At 39.5% G+C, this 19,381-nt stretch carries 17 protein-coding genes and 1 pseudogene; all 18 read right to left on the bottom strand.

Annotated elements, in window-relative coordinates; all coding sequences use genetic code 11:
* Positions 1-51: 51 nt before the first annotated feature.
* A pseudogene (locus tag J8L98_RS03985) lies at positions 52-1,213 on the bottom strand (nucleotide sugar dehydrogenase).
* 21 nt (positions 1,214-1,234) lie between these two features.
* Positions 1,235-2,386 (bottom strand): hypothetical protein, encoded by a 1,152-nt coding sequence (locus J8L98_RS03980; RefSeq protein WP_210995401.1) that lies wholly within the window; start codon positions 2,384-2,386, stop codon positions 1,235-1,237.
* An 18-nt stretch (positions 2,387-2,404) separates the two neighbouring features.
* Positions 2,405-3,346, bottom strand: a complete 942-nt coding sequence (locus J8L98_RS03975; RefSeq protein ID WP_210995400.1) for a glycosyltransferase family 2 protein — start codon at positions 3,344-3,346, stop codon at positions 2,405-2,407.
* Positions 3,347-3,398: 52 nt separating this feature from the next.
* Positions 3,399-4,478, bottom strand: a complete 1,080-nt coding sequence (locus J8L98_RS03970; protein WP_210995399.1) for a DegT/DnrJ/EryC1/StrS family aminotransferase — start codon at positions 4,476-4,478, stop codon at positions 3,399-3,401.
* Positions 4,479-4,489: 11 nt separating this feature from the next.
* Entirely contained in the window at positions 4,490-5,071 is a 582-nt protein-coding gene (locus J8L98_RS03965; protein ID WP_210995398.1) for an acyltransferase, read from the bottom strand.
* A gap of 4 nt (positions 5,072-5,075) precedes the next feature.
* Positions 5,076-6,029, bottom strand: coding sequence for a Gfo/Idh/MocA family oxidoreductase (locus tag J8L98_RS03960; protein WP_210995397.1), 954 nt, complete (start codon positions 6,027-6,029; stop codon positions 5,076-5,078).
* A 19-nt stretch (positions 6,030-6,048) separates the two neighbouring features.
* The gene (gene tviB, locus J8L98_RS03955; protein ID WP_210995396.1) at positions 6,049-7,329 is read right to left on the bottom strand and encodes a Vi polysaccharide biosynthesis UDP-N-acetylglucosamine C-6 dehydrogenase TviB; all 1,281 of its coding nucleotides are present in this window, start codon (positions 7,327-7,329) and stop codon (positions 6,049-6,051) included.
* Between the two features lie 50 nt (positions 7,330-7,379).
* Positions 7,380-8,114 (bottom strand): WecB/TagA/CpsF family glycosyltransferase, encoded by a 735-nt coding sequence (locus tag J8L98_RS03950; protein WP_210995395.1) that lies wholly within the window; start codon positions 8,112-8,114, stop codon positions 7,380-7,382.
* A gap of 12 nt (positions 8,115-8,126) precedes the next feature.
* A complete protein-coding gene (locus J8L98_RS03945) occupies positions 8,127-9,209 on the bottom strand; it encodes a glycosyltransferase (RefSeq protein WP_210995394.1) in 1,083 nt (360 codons plus the stop codon).
* Positions 9,210-10,292, bottom strand: coding sequence for a UDP-N-acetylglucosamine 2-epimerase (non-hydrolyzing) (gene wecB, locus J8L98_RS03940; RefSeq protein WP_210995393.1), 1,083 nt, complete (start codon positions 10,290-10,292; stop codon positions 9,210-9,212). It lies immediately after the preceding gene.
* A gap of 405 nt (positions 10,293-10,697) precedes the next feature.
* Complete coding sequence (locus tag J8L98_RS03935) at positions 10,698-11,246, bottom strand: acyltransferase (RefSeq protein ID WP_210995392.1); 549 nt, start codon at positions 11,244-11,246, stop codon at positions 10,698-10,700.
* A complete protein-coding gene (locus J8L98_RS03930; RefSeq protein WP_210995391.1) occupies positions 11,247-12,578 on the bottom strand; it encodes a hypothetical protein in 1,332 nt (443 codons plus the stop codon).
* 124 nt (positions 12,579-12,702) lie between these two features.
* Positions 12,703-13,668 carry a glycosyltransferase family 2 protein gene (locus J8L98_RS03925; protein WP_210995390.1) on the bottom strand — a complete coding sequence of 322 codons (966 nt, stop codon included), beginning with the start codon at positions 13,666-13,668 and terminating at the stop codon, positions 12,703-12,705.
* Positions 13,669-13,670: 2 nt separating this feature from the next.
* On the bottom strand, positions 13,671-15,098 hold the full coding sequence (locus J8L98_RS03920; protein WP_210995389.1) for an oligosaccharide flippase family protein: 1,428 nt from the start codon (positions 15,096-15,098) through the stop codon (positions 13,671-13,673).
* The gene (locus J8L98_RS03915; protein WP_210995388.1) at positions 15,091-16,131 is read right to left on the bottom strand and encodes a TDP-N-acetylfucosamine:lipid II N-acetylfucosaminyltransferase; all 1,041 of its coding nucleotides are present in this window, start codon (positions 16,129-16,131) and stop codon (positions 15,091-15,093) included. The genes J8L98_RS03920 and J8L98_RS03915 overlap by 8 nt, the downstream gene beginning before the upstream one ends.
* Positions 16,128-16,691 (bottom strand): acyltransferase, encoded by a 564-nt coding sequence (locus J8L98_RS03910; protein WP_210995387.1) that lies wholly within the window; start codon positions 16,689-16,691, stop codon positions 16,128-16,130. The genes J8L98_RS03915 and J8L98_RS03910 overlap by 4 nt, the downstream gene beginning before the upstream one ends.
* A gap of 9 nt (positions 16,692-16,700) precedes the next feature.
* Entirely contained in the window at positions 16,701-17,783 is a 1,083-nt protein-coding gene (locus J8L98_RS03905) for a DegT/DnrJ/EryC1/StrS family aminotransferase (protein ID WP_210995386.1), read from the bottom strand.
* 145 nt (positions 17,784-17,928) lie between these two features.
* The gene (locus tag J8L98_RS03900; RefSeq protein WP_210995385.1) at positions 17,929-19,290 is read right to left on the bottom strand and encodes a hypothetical protein; all 1,362 of its coding nucleotides are present in this window, start codon (positions 19,288-19,290) and stop codon (positions 17,929-17,931) included.
* Positions 19,291-19,381: the final 91 nt, after the last annotated feature.

Below are 19,381 nucleotides of genomic sequence, written 5' to 3'. Positions count from 1 at the left end.
CGCCAATATCTGATTTTATATAGGTTAATTGGCACTCAACTAACCTATCAATCAGTCGATGCCGAATATATCGCGAGTATATACCTTTTCTGACACATCAAGTAGCTCATCGACCATTCTATTTGACACAATAATATCGCTACTATGTTTAAGCTCAGCTAAATCATGCACCACTTTAGAATTAAAAAAGTGTGGTTCACTATAGCTAGGTTCATACACAATGACCGTCACCCCTTTGGCTTTTAAACGCTTCATGACCCCTTGAATAGCAGAAGCTCTAAAATTGTCAGAGCCCACTTTCATCACAAGTCGGTAAATGCCTACAATATTTGGGTTTTTCGCCCAAATAACATTCGAAATAAAATCTTTACGCGTTGTATTGGCATTTACAATCGCGGTGATCATATTGTTAGGTACATTTTGATAGTTAGCCAATAGTTGTTTTGTATCTTTTGGCAAACAATAGCCACCATAACCGAATGACGGGTTGTTATAATGGTCACCAATACGCGGATCAAGCCCTACCCCTTCGATGATCTGTCGGCTATCAAGGTTGTGAGCTTCTGCGTAGCTATCTAACTCGTTAAAATACGTAACACGCATTGCTAAATAAGTATTAGAGAATAACTTAATCGCTTCAGCTTCCGTCGAGTCGGTGAGGAGAATGGCTACATCTGGTGTTTTAGCACTTTGTTTTAACAGCTGGGCAAATTGCTCAGCCTGCGCCGATTTACCGCCAACCACAATACGTGACGGATACAAATTATCATGTAATGCGCGTCCTTCACGTAAAAACTCAGGTGAAAAGTATATCGTTAATTCAGGGTATCGTTGTTGTATATCTGCCGTAAAACCAACTGGCACTGTTGATTTTATGATGACAACACTGCTGGGTGATATATCTTTAAAGTACAGACTCTACCGATGAGGTATCAAAGTAGTTCGTTTCAGGGTCGTAGTCAGTTGGTGTTGATATAATAATAAAATCACTGTCTGTGTATGCAGCGGCTTTATCCGTGGTAGCCTCAAACTGTATGTCATCTCTAGATAAGAAAGTGCTTATTTCACTATCAACAATAGGCGATTGTCTCGCGTTGAGCTGAGCTATTTTGGCCTTATCAATATCATAAGCAATCACATCGTTATGCTACGACAATAGCAATGCATTAGAAAGACCAACATATCCAGTACCTACAACCGAAATTTTTGGCATTTCTACCTCCATCCAATCAATCTACTGACTATCTATCATAGCTTTACGCTGTAAAATCAAACGTGCTTTTTCAAAACCATATCGATGAGGGTAAAACGTGGTTAAAATCACCATCACCCCTACCACGGCATATACACTGTTAATCGAGCTGACCGACGCGCCATTTAAAAACAAAATGGCCAATACAGCCAAGCGAGCCTTAGTCACCACATGACTTAACTTTAACAAGTAGTTTAAAGCAAAAAAGATAAAAAATAGGCCAATAAAACCATGGTCAAAAATCGTTCGCGTGATGTAAGTATGTAAAATCACCGAGTAACATATACTCGGGTCTTTAGCACTAAACAATGATTGATAATACGTTAGCCTGTCGCATACTTCTGGTGGTAACGCCGTGAGTGTTTGTGAGCCCAATAAATACTCCCACCAACCCCAATCAGCAATACCCAATAAAAAGCCTTGAAAGAATACCACCCTATCTATTTGTTCGATGCCGCCACCAGCCAATCGACTGATAAATATAGCTGCAACCCCGGCACCAACGCCACCCACCAAGCCCAGTTGTAGAATAGTTTTCCAATTCATTTCTTTTATATACAGCAATACAAACATCGCTAAAAAACAGATCACCCCAGAGCGGGAGCCCGACAAAAACGTAACGCCTCCTAGCGCCATCCACTCGTACAAGGTTAAATGGTTTCTTATACTCCAAACAGCACACCCTATCAGTAGCAAAAACATAATTTCAAAATTGTTTTCAGTAAATAAGCCAGGGCGGCCTTCAGCACCTAATACGGTCCATACAATATATTTAAAAAAGAATAACCCAAGTAAGGCGTACCAAGCTTTACGAACAAACGCATGACCAAATAATACTTTTGACGAGAAAAAGCTCAAAATACATAAGTAAAAAAATGTTTTATAAGCAATAAAATAATCAACCGGGTGCACAGCTCTGAGTTTAGCCAAAGCCAATGTCACCAGTAAATAACCCAATGATAATAAGAATAAAGCCCATGCGCTGGGTTGCATTCTTTTACCAATAAACAATAAGCTTACCAGCACCAACAACTCAAAAATCGCATTGGCCGGCAATAAGTTATATTGGCTATAGGATACAATCCCAACCAAAGAAAGGAGTAAAAATAAGACTAAATATTGCTGTTTTACCATAGTATGGTTCGCACTGAGTTAATTGTTATTAAAGCGACGCAACTTATTTGAGCTGAGTAACCAGCGGGTACAGCATTGAGGTAAAGGTACAAGCAAAAATGCAAAAGCACGATACCAGTCCCACTGTAGCAAGGGAGCATGCACCAATAAATTAAATGCTTCTTTCTTACGCCCTTTTAGCAAATTACGCTTTACACTGCTCATCACCGTTAAATGCATTAAGTACTTTAACGTAGGCTGCATTTTACTCGGCACAACCCCTTGCACTAATAATTGTTCAAATGCCTTTAAATGTGGAGAAGGTTTTACATAGTCAACTTGTGGCTTTTCAGAAACCGATGCAGCTAAATCGTACACAGCACTCACCTTATTTGCATACGCAACCGGCCACTTACAAGCCATTTTTGCCCAAACAACTTGATCTTCTCCTAAGCTTAAATCCTCAGGAAACCCTCCTATTTCTAGCAAACTGCTTTTTTCAATACAAACAGATGATGAGGTGATCGGTAAGTCTTGTAAACTACACGCTGCAAAATAATCTGCCAATATTCCATACTGCTCAGACATAAACGTATTAACTGCGTTAGCACGACTGTGCTGTGTACTAAACTCATAGCCAGTGCAGAGTAACTTGGCATCCGGCTGAGCATTATTTAGCGCCTTAATTTCAGCTATAAAATGCTCATGCCAGTAATCATCTGCATCTAAAAATGCCACAAATGGGCTAGAACACAGTGACACGCCTATATTTCTGGCTGACGACACTCCATTATTTGACTGGCTATGTAACGTCACCTTGTTATTGCTTAATGCTGTAACAAGCTCAGCGCCATTATCAGTTGAACCATCGTCAACAATAATGACTTCTGCCACAGGCACAGATTGCGACAACACAGAGCGAACCGCTCTCTCAATAAAAGCAGCTTTATTATAAAGCGGGATAACGACCGAAATATCCATTTTATCTATTAGCTACCTATCTGTTCTAAATGGCTGCATGCAAAAAAACATATTATAAATAGCCATGCATAGGTAAGCTAAATACAGAACGCGCTAACTTTTCAGCAATGGGGAAATCCCCTAATTTATGGCCTAGATCTGCAAATGCCGTTTGTTCATGCATGCAAGTGCCATAGTAAATCACGGTAGGAATGCCCTGTGCTTTGTACTTAGCCATTGCACTGTCTCGGTCATCACTTTGCAGTGTATATTGCGCCCATGAGCTCACATAACCCTTTGGAACGCGTGGGGTTTTGTAAGTACTGCTTAGTTCATGTGTATATTGCTGCGCTGCTTTATTTCTGTTTTCTAACTCTGTAGGGAATTCAGCTAACTTCTCAAGTAAAATCGCGGCTTGAAGCGTGTCTAATCGGCTATTCATACCAATACGTACATTGTCGTATTTATCTTTGCCTTTACCATGTACTCTGTATGAGCGGATCAATTCAGCATAATCATCATCATTTGTAAAAATAGCACCGCCATCACCATAACACCCTAATGGCTTTGCCGGAAAGAAGCTTGTGGTGGCAATATCACCAAATGCGCCAGCTTGGCGTACTTGGCCATTGGCATTCGTTATTGAGCCGCCAAAGCCTTGTGCAGCATCTTCTATCAGCGTTAAATCATACTTTTTAGCCAGTGCTTCTAGCTTTTCATACTCTGCTGGTAAGCCAAATAAATCAACAGCGATAATGGCTTTAGGTTTTAACTTACCTTCTGCTAACACAGCCAAAATGCGGGCTTCTAAATCTTGCGGGCAAATATTAAACGTATCAGGGTTTGAATCTACAAATACCGGCGTCGCCTTTTCAAATGCTATGGTCTCTGCCGTTGCAAAAAAAGTAAAGGTTGGACAAAAAACCGCATCTCCTTCACCCACTTCCAAAGCCATTAATGACAGAGTTAGTGCATCAGTACCATTAGCACAGGTGATGGCGTGTTTAACGCCAACAAAGTCTGCTAATTTCTGTTCAAGCTCTTTAACCTCAGGCCCCATTATATATTGACCATGCTCCAACACAGTTTGAATTCGCTTGTCTATTTTTGTTTTTAAGTGTTGGTACTGCGCTGCTAAGTCAATAAATTGCATACTTGTTCCGTTTAAGCTTTTACTAATGTTAAAACATCATGATTAAGATGGTACTGCTCATTGGTATTTGGGCACAACGCAGTTGCAGTGCCGGTGAGTGGTAAATCTAACTGCTCGCCATATTTGCTGATCCACCCTATTTGCTTTGCAGGCACTCCCACCATCAATGCAAATGCTTTAACATCTTTGTTGATCACAGCCCCTGCGCCGATTAAAGCATATTCACCAATGGTTACCCCGCATACAATGGTGCAATTGGCTCCGAGTGTTGCCCCTTTTTTTACTAAGGTGTCTTTGTACTCTGTTTTTCTTTCAATAAAAGCACGCGGATTATAAACATTGGTAAACACCATACTTGGTCCGCAAAACACGTCGCTTTCTAGGTGTACGTTATCGTAAACCGACACATTATTTTGTATCTTAACGTTATCGCCAATCGTCACTTTGTTACCCACAAACACATTTTGGCCTAACGAGCACCCTTCGCCAATTTCAGCACCACCGCAAACATGTGCAAAGTGCCAAACTCGGCTATTTTCACCAATCACCGCACCGTCATCTACAATGGCACTGTCATGCTTTTGGTAGCCCATATTATTATTTACCAACCAAGAATGAGTGACCCTTTTCAGGCTCAGCATTAACTACATCACACGTACGTATATGACTCACAATCTCAATACTAGGCCTCGCTTCTTCTAATCCAAATCCTTTCCCTTCGAGTATGTGTTCATAACTGGCGGTGTGTAAATCAGTGAATCCACCTGAGAACTCAATTTCCTCATCATTGACAGTTATTGAGCGGTAAGTCCTTTGTCCTGAGTTTTTTACAGATTCAGGCAGATAGTTACTGTCAACAGACAAAAACCACCTTACTCGAGCATTTTTAAGCTCTAAATATCCGGCTGACGCATTATCTTCTCGTAGGTGAACTTCACTTGCCAAGACGGGGCCAAAAATCCAAGATAACATATCATAAAAGTGGACGCCTATATTCGTAGCTATACCACCGGACTTTGCATCGTCACCTTTCCAAGATGTAAAATACCAATGCCCACGACTAGTCAAATAAGTTAAATCAATTTCAAAAATTGAATCAGGGTCGGTTGCAAGTTTTTCTTCCACTTTATTCTTTAAGGAAATAATACTTGGGTGCAGCCGCAATTGCAGAATATTATATACTTTCTTTCCTGTTTCTTTCTCTATTTCTTGAAGAGCATCAATATTATGCTGATTCAAAACTAACGGTTTTTCACAAATTGCATGAGCACCATTTTTTAGTGCAAAACGAATATGAGAGTCATGTAAATAATTTGGAGAAGCAACTGCAACATAGTCGACCTTCGAGCCCTTTCTGCGCAATAAGTCTATATGGCGATCAAAACGCTCATATTCTACAAAAAAATCAGCTTCGGGAAAGAAACTATCTATGATCCCAACAGAATCATTTTTATCCATAGCAGCAACTAAATTATTACCCGTTTCTTTAATGGCTTTCATATGACGTGGTGCGATATATCCTGCTGCGCCGATCAGTGCAAAGTTTTTCATTTTTTAATCCAATTCAGTTTTATAGTCTAATGTCAGCTTGGTTTGGGTCTAATACATGCTTTACATCATATAAAATGTGCTGTGCTTTTCCATAAAAGCGGACTTTATCAACACCCCATTCTTTAAATTCATGATGATCAACAGCCAACACAATACCATCATATTGACCTTGCTCTATGGTGTTTATTAACTCTATGCCATATTCATGTTTAACTTCTTCTGGGCTTGCCCAGCTATCGTACACATCAACCGACATATTAAAATCAGCAAGCTCTTTGACAATATCAATAATTTTTGTATTTCGAACATCAGGGCAATCACCTTTAAAGGTAAAACCTAAAACCAACACTCTTGCTTCATCAATGTGTATTTTTTTGCTTGATAGCTTTTTAACCAACTGGGTGGCTACATATTCCCCCATGCCGTCGTTGATACGTCGGCCTGCTAATATCACTTCAGGGCGATAACCCACCTCTTCGGCTTTATAGGTTAAATAATATGGGTCAACACTAATACAGTGACCGCCCACTAAGCCCGGCTTAAACTTTAAAAAGTTCCATTTAGTGCCAGCTGCGTTAAGTACTTCTTCAGTATCAATATCTAAGCGATTGAAGATTTTGGCAAACTCATTAATAACCGCAATATTTAAATCTCGTTGAGTGTTTTCAATCACTTTTGCCGCTTCTGCAACGCGAATTGATGACGCTTTATGTGTACCCACTTCCACAATTGAGCCATATAAGTCATCAACAAATTGCGCCACTTCAGGAGTCGAACCCGAGGTTATTTTTACAATCTTCGTTAGTGTATTTACCTTGTCACCCGGGTTAATACGCTCAGGTGAATAGCCAGCATAAAAGTCTTGATTAAACTTAAGACCCGACACTTTTTCAATGATCGGAATACATACTTCTTCTGTCGCACCTGGGTATACGGTAGATTCATAAATCACAATGTCATTTTTCGCAACATATTTGCCCAACAACTCAGACGCTTTACGAAGTGGAGTTAAATCTGGTACATGATTATCATCTATTGGCGTCGGTACTGTAACAATATAAATATTACACTGTGCTAAGGCATTGCTATCACAGCTAAAATCAAGGTGCGAAGCTGCTTGTAATTGCTCAGCTGTTACCTCGAGCGTCGCGTCAATACCCGCTTTAAGCTCATCGACTCGCGTTTTGTTAATATCAAAGCCAATGACATTTTTAGATTTGCCAAACTCTGCAGCTAACGGCAAGCCAACATAGCCGAGGCCAATTACGCCAATTTTTAATTCTGGGGGTATGTTAAACATGGTTACCTACTTTAAAATTTAAACTTAGTGAATGCACTAACTCACTCGCCTCACTTTGCTTTAAACTGAGAAAATATATAGTTGCAAATAAACTTAGGATAATCTTGCATTAAACGTGTTCTCACGTGTTTATGCATGATGGCGCGCTGCACCCAACGTAATCCAAACCTTTTTACAAGCGGATGGTAATAATCGGCTTTAATTGCAGACTGCTCTATAAAACCACCACAGGTGAACAATAATGCTGGGTTACTTAACCGCTGTTTCAACGTCAAAATAAATTGTTCTTGTCTAGGTGTACCCATACCACAAATAACAATGTCAGCAGATATCGTATTTAGCTCATCAATTACCCCGTCTTCCATGCCGGGTTCATTTAAGTAACCATGATGGTGATAAGCAATATTCAATCCAGGGTACATTTGCTGATAGTTTTTTGCAGCTTGCTCAACTAAGCCTGGTTTGGCGCCCACCAGAGCGACCTTCAAGGTGTTCTCTAGTGCAAATTGCAGTACATCGTGCGCGACCGATGAAAAATCAAAGCTGAGCCGCTCAATCTGATTGGTGTTAAATATATTGTGCAAATATGTATGTAATGCGCCATCAGAATAAATATGATCTAGCGCTGTTAATAACGATTCATCATCTCCAACAATTGGGTAAGAAAATGGGTTTACAAAAGTGGTCGCAACACTCTGAGTCAACCCTCGGCGCTGTTTTAAGAGCACCTGATCAAACGACAGCTTATTACCAATTTTTTTATCTAACGCTTTACAATGTTTCACTACTAACGGTACTCACTTAATATCAACGTGTGCGAGAATGACTTTCAATTTACTTTCCATCGTTAGATTTTTTTCAGCATAGTCTCTTAATTCCTGAGGTGCTAATAACATGCTATTTGGCAAATGTTTCAGTAATACAACAATATCCTCTATTGAATCACTATTACTGACCATCAGCCTAACTTGTGAGTCATGAGCAAAATCAGGATCATCGGCAGCGCCTATCACACTTAGCCCACGTGCCACATATTCACGGGTTTTTAGCACTGAGGCCTCATGCAATCCAATGCGGTATAATCCAAGGCTTGCAATACCGATATGTGCATCATAAAAATGTGCATCCAAATCAGCACCCGACAAAAAGCCTGTAAAGGTGACATTACCTTGTAAATTTAATTCACTCACCAAAGACTGCAAAGGCGCATATGCATCCCCTTCACCGACTATGGTCAACTTAATATCATAATTTACTGAGCTTTGTTTGAACTGATGTATCGCATGAATTAAACGGTCGTAACCATGCCACTGTGCTAGCTGCGCAACGGCAATCAAATTCAGCGGTGTGGCTTTATCCCAACGGCTATTAGCAATTGCTAGTGAATCAGGAATGTTAATACCATTACCAATAATAACAGTACGACGCTGAACCCCCCATAAATACCAACTCGAATCTTGTGCATATTGCACCACAACACTTGCGGGCCATAACACCCAACTACTAGATAATATAGAAATGCTTTGCTTTACAATTCTTACAAACACATTCGTTTCAGAGGTTTTGAGCTCAACCAACACCGACTTTCTCGGTGTGGGCACATCCACCACTATTTTTACGCCTTTGAGTCTGGCAAACAATAATGGGAAAAACAAAAATGGGAATAGCAAACTTGAAAAACGAATAAACAGTACATCACACTGTGTGGTAAACACGGCTTTTATAAAGCCAAACACACTGGCAAAACTTGGTGCAAATAACTTGCTAGAAACATCATGCCCCAAGTTTTCTGCCGACTTTACAGTATTGATAACTTTTTTAGCTACCCCAGGCGTCTTTTGTTGATCAACAAAAGCAATATATTCAATACGCGCCTTCATTTAAGCGGTATGCTTCGCAATTAACGTACTTAAAATATCTTTACTGGCGATGCCTGAACCATATAGTTCAGAGTCAGCCGCCACAGACTTCTCTAGCATGCTTTTAGCTGACTCAATGATCAATTGCTCATCTGCTCCAACTAACGTGTTAACGCCTGCTTCAATGAGCTCTACCCATTCTGTTTGGTCACGCATCGTTACACAAGGCTTTGAGAAAAAGTATGCCTCTTTTTGTAAACCGCCGCTGTCGGTAAGCACCAAAGAGCAGTGCTCAAGTAACCAAATCATTTCAAAATAACTGACCGGTTCAATAACCGTAAAGTTAACTTCAATATTCAATTTGTCAATTAACTTTCGAGTTCTTGGGTGCAACGGGCACACAACAGGCGTAATTACCGACAAGGTATTCAAAGCACTGATAATGGATCTTAAGCGCGCCTCATCATCGGTGTTTTCAGCTCTGTGAATTGTACATAAATGAAATGACGAAAATTCAGGAATATTTGGTCGTTTTGATGACTTAGTATAATGTTTAGCGGCATCAAGCATAACGTCACCCACATTCACCACATCGCAATCGCGTGTATTGAAGCCTTCAGTTTGTAAGTTACTTACAGCAGTCGCAGTTGGGCAAAACAAGATACTGCTAATTTGGTCTGTTAGAAGCCTATTTATTTCTTCAGGCATACGCATATTATAACTACGCAAGCCAGCTTCGACATGCGCAATAGGCATGTGTAATTTCGCTGCAGCAAGGGCGCCGGCAAGGGTAGAGTTTGTATCTCCATACACCAACACCCAGTCAGGTTGTTCTTTAAGTAGTACTGTCTCGATTTGTTCAAGCTGACGGCCAGTCATGGCACCATGATTACCCCCGCCAATACCTAAGCTATAGTTTGGTTTTGGGATATCCATTTCTTCAAAAAACACATCACTCATGTTTACATCAAAATGCTGCCCGGTATGAACAATCACTTCTTCTACTGTGAGCTCACTTTGCTTATTGTGTTCTCTAACAGCACGACTAAATGTCGCCGCTTTAACAAATTGGGGCCTGGCGCCAATGACAGTTACAACTTTCATATACTTGGTGATCGTTCCTAAAATAATACAAGCCATCGCCTCGTAGCGAGCAACATGCTTGTCATAAAAAATGTTTAATATTTATATCGCGGCATAGTGTGACAGTTAATATAACCCTTTACTGTTAATATTTGTAATAGCTCATCAGCTTAGTTTCTGCGCGTACAGTACCAAAAAACGCACAATATCTGGGCCTATTTACATACATCAAGTCAATTTAGTTATATATCAAAATAAAAATGCGATAGGCCGAGATTGTACACCAACGGCATAAGTCTGTACAAGAGGGTAAGCAATCGTTTGCGCAGTAAAGCGCTGTGTTTGAAAATATCCAGATTAGTCTTATTACCCAGTATAATAAGGCAACGCACACATACTTTCACATAAACACTAATCTGCCTAAAGTCACCCCAATTGCTTAAGCACTCTAGCTGGAGAACCTCCGATTAACAGGTTTCCACTCGGAAAACTTTTCGTTACTACACTGCCAGCAGCAACAACCGTCCCTTTACCTAATACAACTCCCGGTAATATGACACTGTTCATACCTATCCAGCACTTCTCGCCAAGTAATACACTTTCTCCCGGTAGATGTAGTTCTAAGTTATTTAAATCATGATTTGAGGTAATAATACCGACATTAGGCGCTATATATGTACCTTTCCCTATAGTGATATGACCTTTAAAATTTTGAAAATACGTACCCGGAGAGTTAAAGTTGTTAATGTCTTCAGGATCAAAAGTAATATTTTCTAGATTCGAAATGTGACAATGAATACTTACAGGGCAAGAAAATGACGGGCCTAACCTCAATACATTCCTTCCTATAAATGCGCGAAAAGCATAACCATAGCCTTGCATACTGTGGTCGAAAAACCGCCCTTTCAAATATTTTCGGTCGAAAAAAATACCTAAAAAAGGTAAAAGAATATATTTAGCAAAAAACATCTTCATTTATAAAAAAACTCCTCTCAAAATTAATACTAATACTATACTACTAGTGACTATTGCAGCTGGAAGTTTTAATAATGTAAATAACCTCGCGTGATCTACTTTCGCTTTTCTAGCAAACACAAATAAGCAAATACCGTAATAAATACCACATGTTACACCTAACACTTCAACATATGAATTAGCACCAAGCCAAAAAACAGTGCATAACCCACCGATTCGAATAACAAACCCGAAGATAGTTAGATAAAGCATCTGCCTTTGCGCTTCAGCTACATGCATAATCATAGAAATAGGTGAGGAAAGAAATTGAAGTACAAACCAGGGTAAAAGTATCACCATAATCTCACCAACTCTTTGCCAAGCATCTCCAAAAATATGTATAGCAAAAATCTCAAGAGTCCCGCCTAAGAAAATAATAGGGCCGACACCCAAGCGCATAAGGGATGAGATATTTTTTTCTGTAATTTCAGAGATCTGATGCGCATCTGATTTTGCTATTTCTGCATAAAAAACTTGCGCAATGGAGCCACCAATTAAAGCCATCGGAACTTGCATAAGCTTCAGAGCTAAGAATAAATACCCAGCTTCAGGCCCCACCACAAAGTATGCAATGAGGACAATAGGAAGTTGGATCCCTCCATTATTAGCGAGTACCTCTAAGGTAGAAAGCTTTGGGTATTGGTCGTATTTCTTTGCTATAAACCATAAACGTTTGCAACTCAAAGCCCTTAAACAGCGCCAATTGTCTCGAACCAAAAATCGTGCTATCGAAAAAATACCAGATGAGTAATTTAACAGTTGGCCAATAATCAACCCCAAAGGTATCGAAAAGTATGCACTAATCAATTGTGTTGAGTTGCCAAATACAGACTGTGAAATGCGAGTTTTTGCAACTAAGCGAAATGCTTTTTGTCTTGTTGCCCAAAACTGTAGAACATTAAACAATGCTGCACAAAAAATACCTGCAGGTATTAAATACAACACCGTATTACTCAATAAAAACGATTGAACCAGCCAAGGTTCAAGTGTGATGATTAGTACACATGCTAAAAGAGCAACAATTGAGGCACTCATCACTGATATCAGCAACAATGCCAATGCATTTTTGTCATGCTTAGGTAGGGGTATCGCAATTTCAAAACGACAACATGCAGCACTACTTACTAATGTAGTGATGGCAACAAATACCGCAAGTACTTCAAAATCACTAGGAGAAAAATATCGAGTTAATAGTGGTAAAGCCAAAAAGGTCAATATATGACCAAAAGCACTACCACTAACAAGCATTAGAATAGAATGTAGATACTTATTTTCTTTGATTTTTCTAAACATATTAACTAGAAGCGTCGGGTTACGATAAAATAACCAGCTAACGCACTACCAATAAAACCAGCACCACCGGTAACCACTATTCTTTGGGCCGTATTTGAAATTGAGCTTTGTAACATTTTACAGACTACCCTCCATGTACTTTTTTATATACTGCTTTTTGTTTATTAAACAAGCCCGCAATTTTGCCAATTTGCCTCGCTAACAGTAAGCGACCTTTCATTTTCTTGGGTTCACTATTTATTGGCGTTATATACATCAATAGCCCCAGCAAAGTAGCAAAAATGACTTTGCAGCTCTCAATGCACAATTTTAAAAATGATTTGTGGTGCTTTAATATAATACGCATATCAGCGGCCCCAATGCGATGGGCTCGTTCTACGGCCCAAGACTTGGTAACACGAGATTCGTCAAATAGCTCATAACTCACAGCTTTATGGGCAAGCGCAAATCTAGCTCCCTCAGCTTTCAGACGTGTAAAGTACTCTTTATCTCCACCACCATATACCGCATAAAAAGGGTCAAAGCGTTGTTTAGAAAATTCAAAATAAATCGCTTTATTCAACAGAACATTGCCAACACCTTCGATTAAAGATATTTCTACCGATTCATTGGGGTTACGCGGATAATAAATAGATAGCTCACTAACCCAGTCTGGCGCGACTGATGGGAATTTAGGAACTACGACACCACCGACAACGTCACACTGAGTATTCTTCTGTGTTTTTAATAACTCATTGAGCCACTGCGCTTCAACCAACTCGTCATCATCTATCATGGCCAGAAAATCAGCTTGGTGTGTTTCAAAAGATTCATATAGCAGCTTATTTCTGACATAAGAAATACCGCGTTGCTCAACGCATATGGCTTCGATGTGATATTTGTATTCTTGTTTAAGCTCCGCGACTACTTTCGTGCCTTGTTTTAGCTCTGCATCATTGTCTGCAACCAGAATAATGAGTTCGATATCGGTAATATATAGCTCGGCAATAGACTGTAATAAATTATTCAACCCAACAGGGCGTTTACATGTAGGAATACCAATCACGACTTTGGTCGATGGCGATGTATTTTTTGCTAATGGTTTCATCATGCTTACCGCTGTACAAGCTTATCAATAATGTGGATGCGGGATTTTAGCAAATACACTGAAATAACCAAACTAATAATCACGACGAAAGCATAAAGTATTGCCTGCCAAAATTCATCAATACTCATCAATGGCTGTAGAATCGACGAAATAAAAATAATGATCACGGCGAGTGTTAACGGAATGCTAGGTATCTTAAAAAAACTAAATAAGCTGGTATGGATCATTGGGCGTATAAGTACATACCAATGCGCAAACAGAAACAAAGCTTGTAATATGAGCAAAGCACCTAACATCACTTCTATACCAAAAGGCACTGAAACAAAGATCACACTTACTCTGATGATGGTCACAACCACGTTCCAATAAAAAGATCTTTTTACCGCTCCCATTGCTTGCAATAATGAACTACAGGGCGTGATCATCGCCATTATTAAATAGGTCAAAGCGAGTAAACTCGCAACCAAGTGGTGCTCTCCCCAACTATTGTTCAGTACAAATATCAAAAATGGCTCTGAGAAATACGCTAACCCCAAGTACAAAGGCATTGTAAACGTACTTAACAACAAAAGTGAGCGCATATAAAATGCCCTTCGCTCTGAAAAGGGCAGCTTTACTAACAACGGAAACAATAAACGGTTAATGATAGGGTTGATAAGTTGCAATAAAGGCTTGCCAATTAAATCTTTGATATAACTATAAATACCAAGTGTTTCTGCACCTAAAAACTTTAAAATAATCAGCTGATCACATTGACGACTCAACATGCTCACCAAACCCTCAAGGGATTGATATAGGCCATACTTTGCAGGAGCAGATATCTCTTTTAAACGAGGGAGCATGATCCCTATATCACGAAAAGCAACAACCAAGCCTGAGCCCAGCAATAAAATGACAAGCAAAAGTTGCCCATAAACGGCACTACTTGCACCGTAATCAAGGTGTAGTAGCAAACAAATAACAATAAGTGATAGTAATTGTGCAAATATCTCTATATACGCCAGCACTTTAAACTTAAGTGCCTTTTCCATAATCGCGATAGGCTGAGACATGGCGACCCGACAGAACGCAATCAATGCAATTAATAAAGAAAATGACTGCAAGTTTATCAAATTAAAAAAGCTACCGAGTACAGGAATTAGTAAGTAGACCACCAAGGCAATCACACAGCTAAAAAATAGACTCAATGTATATAATTGCTTTTTAACTCCCTTATTCAACTCATCAAAATATATGATTGCGTTAGATAACCCCGCATCACCCAATACCTGTGAGAAGCTCACTAATATACCTATAAAAGCGATAAGGCCCAATTCAGATAACGACAAATACTTAGCAAGTATGATGAACTGAACCAGCTGCAGGCTCACTTTTAGTATGGTAGCAACCGTACTCCATGATAACCCTTGTTTAATCGTTGTAGCATTAAGCATTAACTATTAACTCAGTCATCATTTTCGACCAATGCGGCGCCAATGCTTGCTCTGTATAAGTTGAAGTCATCAACGCTTTGTTTTTTTCATTGGGTTTATCAACCAGTGCCTTCAGATCAAGCATAGATAATTTACTCAAATGACAGCAGTCTTGGACATCAAATCCTTGCTCAGATAAATTCACAAAACTAGAGGTCTTTGAGTCTAAGAAAATAGGTTTGCCCATGAGTAACATAGCATAAACAGCATAAAGCCCTTGCTGCCGTTTATGTGCAAAGACTGTTATATCAATATTTTGTAATAAAGCATCATACTCGGCTTTACTCAGCATGGCTTGAATTGGTTTAAAGCGACTACCAAACAGCTTTAAGCCCTCTTTCACAACCGTATCCACATAGCATGCCGAACCACCATAATTTAGAGGTACAATAACCTCACACTCTAAGTGCTCAATCGCTTTAAGCTGTTTAAAAATAGTAAGGTGGTTATTACTTGGGTCGGCAGAATTGCCAACTAAAACCTGTAATTTTTTTGATGGCTTCATTATTTTCTTATCAGCAAAATTAAAGCCTATCAATGGATAAGGTAAAACACCTGCGTTACGTATTAGAAGGTACTCCCGAAGCTTCTCCTTATCTCCCTGATTTAGCGTGTAGACATGCCTAAAGCGTCGTAACAATAAACAGTGGAAAAACCAATTTATATACGCTTTTACTCCATGCTGAGCCTCATATCTATACATCTCGCCACCCCAAATAACACACACACTGTCTCTGAGCTTTTTAATTAAACACAATGAGCGGATCAAGCTTGGATCAAATACGCCATGAAAAACTAAGCGACAATCACTAGGTAACCCATTAACTTTTGATAGTAACTCGCTATTATCAATAAAATACTCAACCCCCGTATGATTTACTCCAGCTTCATAAGGCGCCCAAAAACGCTGCTCTTGAGCAGTGCAATGCTGTAAAAAAAATGAACGCATCGGGGCATAATGATGCGCTGAAGCAGAAAATATATGGACAATCATTTATAGCTCGACTCTAGTCGCTTCTGGTGTTCAAGCATGGCTTTACTTCTTTGATTTATTTTTTTTACTGGCACACCAGCAACAATCGTAAACTCAGGAACATCACTAGCTACTAAGCTTAAAGCGCCAACAGCAGCGCCAATATGACATGTTACATTGGGCAGTATTACCGTGCCAGATCCGATAATTACATGCTCAGCAATATAAACTGGCCCATGTGTTACATTCGTAAACTCTGCAGGCACCATTGGGTTAGTCATGTAGTCACCACTATAGTCGTCTGAGCTAGAGTAAATAGACACCCTTGAAGATATGTTTGTATAGCTATCTAATTTAATGAGGGATTGACCTATTAGAGACGAAAAAACAGCAATATGAACGAAGTTCCCCAGAACAATGCCCTCTTTCCCCGCAGACAACACGCAAAAATCATCGATGCGAACATTGTTTCCTAATGTAATTCGGTTAATACCATAAAAAGAAGCCTTTTTGGATATAAGGCAATCATTACCTACTTTAGCAAACCCAAGTTCAATTAATTCGTTATATGTATAGTGCATAGGCTTCTTCTAATAATTTTTAATGGCTATTTGTAATGCATCGCAAATAATATCCACATCAACTTTGGTCAAATCATAATACATGGGCAAGCAGAGTACTCTGGATGAAATGTCGTCACTAATAGGCATTTTACTATTATGTCTGTAACTTGTAACGCTATTCAAGCTAGGGTAGAAATACCGCCTCGTTTGGATCCCTTGATTACTTAAACACTTCTGTACAGACTCTAGAAGCGCTTCAGAACCCAATAATACCGGCATGTATGCTCCGTTAGGCTTACCAAGCGGGTGCCATTGCTGTAATTTAACAACGCCTACCAACTTACCGCAGTAGTATTCAAATAGCTGCTGCCTATGTGCCAAAATTTCATTTACATGTTCAAAAAGTGCCAACCCCATTGCCCCATGTACTTCAGAAAGCTTTGCATTTGTACCTGCGCTGACTGGGATATTTTGAGTATTTTGCCCAAAGTTTATCAATTGTTTTGCTCGCTCAAAATCAGCCTTACATTTAAATATGACAGCGCCCCCTTCCACACAATGGAAAAGTTTAGTTGCATGTAGGCTTAAAGTCGCACAGTCACCATACTTTAAGAGTGACCCAATATCATATTTACTACCAAAGCAATGTGCGGCATCGTAAATGACTTTTAAGTTGTGTAACTGAGCAAGTCTCTGAATAGATTCAACATCACACGGATTGCCAAACACATGGACAGGTAATATAGCATCAGCCCATACCAAATCTTGCTGTTTTATCTGCTGCGGGCATAAATTGAATGTACTTTCGTCAATATCACTAAATCGAAAGTCAATGTTCTGAAATGCCAATGAACCAGGTGTTGCAGCAAATGTAAAAGGGGTCGTTATCACATTTTTAATGCCCATAACAGCATAGGCAACATGTAATGCTTGAGTACCATTCGATACAAGGAGTAAATAATCTACTTCTAAATATTCAGCGAGCTTTTTTTGTAGTGCTTCAACACAAGGACCCTGATTGGTCAGGTAGTTACGCTCAAAAATTTGCTCTATATAAGTCTGGTATTTATCCAGCTGGGGTAATAAAGGTTTTACTATGGGGTATTTCACACACTTTACCTAAACAGTTATCTAGTATTAGTGTATCAAAACATAGGTAGGAGTCGTTAGTAGAAAAAATAAAGCGGTTTTTATAACTTTAATTAAGTAATAAAAAAGCGAGCATAAGCTCGCTTTTAAAAATAATAATAAGATATTATTTAACTAAAACACGGTCACCATCTTCTACGCTGTAGAAAAGACCAGTAACTTCAATGTTAGCTGAAGGTGCGTTTGTAGTTACACGAACACCAGCAAAACCTTCAATTGAGTTATCAGCAGCTAGTTTGTTAACAGCAGCAGAAATATCAGTTACAGTGTACTTTGTAGCTGTACCAACTGTGCTCGCAGCAACCATTTTGCCGTCAGCGAAAAGTTCAACCATGATGTCACCTTCAACAGTACCGTTGTTAGTTACAGCGAATGAACGTCTGAAGTCAGCGTGGAAAGGTACATACTCAATAAACTCAGAATCACCGTTTAGTGACCAAGTTGAGATGTTTGTACCAGCAGCTACTACGTTTGCACTTGCAGTTGGTGCAGTAGTTGAGTTAAGAACATTTACAGTTGCAGTGATATTTTGCGGTGCAGTTAGTACTTCACGCTTAGCATCTGCAGGCATTGTGAATACAACATTATATGCACCAGCAGCGAAAGCAGCACCAGTTTTTGCTGTTGCTGACAATTTATCTGCTGCGATAGTAGCTGCTTTACCACCAATAGTGATACCAGCAATACCTGTAAAGTTACCAGCAAGCTTGAATTCTACATCAGCATTAGTAAACGCTGCTACAGTTGCTGTAGCTATAGTCGCAGTGAAGCTTGGAGCAGGAACATCTTCAGTTGTAGTACCTGCTGTGTTCACAAACTTCTTACGAAGTTCTGCAACATCAACTGTAGCATCGTCTTTATTTGAAACGATAGAGAACTGTTGAACACCTTGGAATATAGTCGCAGAATCTGATTTACCAGTACCAGCTGTATCAATTACGATACCTGTAGACGTTTTAGCTACAGCTGTCACTTTAACTGTAGCGCCTTTAGCTAGGTCAGGAATAGCGAAGTTAAGATCATTACCACCAGTTGCAGCGTCTTTAAGGTTTAGTGTCTCACCAGTCGTTACAGTTGCAGCTGTACGAGAAGTTACACGGAATGTAAGCTCTGTTTTAGTTGCGTTTAGCAAACCGAAAGTTACGTTTGCACTGCCTACAAGGTGGTAAGCTGTGTCAGAAAACTCAGCACCAGTCGCTGTTACTGTGATGATATCACCAACAGTATACTCAGCACCTAAAGTAAGTGTAACTTCAGGAGAAACACTTGACGTTACAGTTGTAGTTGCAGCTTGACCTTCAACAGAAACTGTTGTAGCAGATGTAACTGAAGTCGGAACAGCATAAACTGAAGATGCTGCTGTAGTTAGCGCTAGCGCTAGAAGAGATTTTTTGAACATTTTTTCCATTCTCCAAAGTTTCATGAAACGGGAACAATGATTGTTCCTATTTTTATATTGTTTGATCACTCATTTAGGCCGTCACCTAAAGTGACATTCCGATCAAATCTATGCTTAGTCTAAACATTGTATTTGTATTGTCAAGTACTTAGCCCGCTCT

Origin of the sequence: Pseudoalteromonas sp. MMG013, assembly GCF_018100885.1 — a bacterium.
Taxonomy (GTDB): domain Bacteria; phylum Pseudomonadota; class Gammaproteobacteria; order Enterobacterales; family Alteromonadaceae; genus Pseudoalteromonas; species Pseudoalteromonas aurantia.
The sequence above is the reverse complement of the archived record's forward strand: the minus strand, read 5'-3'. Positions and strand labels throughout refer to the sequence as shown.

Bases quoted from the DNA above. Each gene is read 5' to 3' on its own strand.
- J8L98_RS03910 (WP_210995387.1), bottom strand. From the start codon at position 16,691: ATGCACTATACATATAACGAATTAATTGAACTTGGGTTTGCTAAAGTA.
- tviB (WP_210995396.1), bottom strand. From the start codon at position 7,329: ATGTTTAACATACCCCCAGAATTAAAAATTGGCGTAATTGGCCTCGGC.
- J8L98_RS03970 (WP_210995399.1), bottom strand. From the start codon at position 4,478: ATGCAATTTATTGACTTAGCAGCGCAGTACCAACACTTAAAAACAAAA.
- J8L98_RS03980 (WP_210995401.1), bottom strand. From the start codon at position 2,386: ATGGTAAAACAGCAATATTTAGTCTTATTTTTACTCCTTTCTTTGGTT.
- J8L98_RS03975 (WP_210995400.1), bottom strand. From the start codon at position 3,346: ATGGATATTTCGGTCGTTATCCCGCTTTATAATAAAGCTGCTTTTATT.
- J8L98_RS03915 (WP_210995388.1), bottom strand. From the start codon at position 16,131: ATGATTGTCCATATATTTTCTGCTTCAGCGCATCATTATGCCCCGATG.
- J8L98_RS03925 (WP_210995390.1), bottom strand. From the start codon at position 13,668: ATGATGAAACCATTAGCAAAAAATACATCGCCATCGACCAAAGTCGTG.
- J8L98_RS03930 (WP_210995391.1), bottom strand. From the start codon at position 12,578: ATGTTTAGAAAAATCAAAGAAAATAAGTATCTACATTCTATTCTAATG.
- wecB (WP_210995393.1), bottom strand. From the start codon at position 10,292: ATGAAAGTTGTAACTGTCATTGGCGCCAGGCCCCAATTTGTTAAAGCG.
- J8L98_RS03965 (WP_210995398.1), bottom strand. From the start codon at position 5,071: ATGGGCTACCAAAAGCATGACAGTGCCATTGTAGATGACGGTGCGGTG.
- J8L98_RS03945 (WP_210995394.1), bottom strand. From the start codon at position 9,209: ATGAAGGCGCGTATTGAATATATTGCTTTTGTTGATCAACAAAAGACG.
- J8L98_RS03960 (WP_210995397.1), bottom strand. From the start codon at position 6,029: ATGAAAAACTTTGCACTGATCGGCGCAGCAGGATATATCGCACCACGT.
- J8L98_RS03920 (WP_210995389.1), bottom strand. From the start codon at position 15,098: ATGCTTAATGCTACAACGATTAAACAAGGGTTATCATGGAGTACGGTT.
- J8L98_RS03935 (WP_210995392.1), bottom strand. From the start codon at position 11,246: ATGAAGATGTTTTTTGCTAAATATATTCTTTTACCTTTTTTAGGTATT.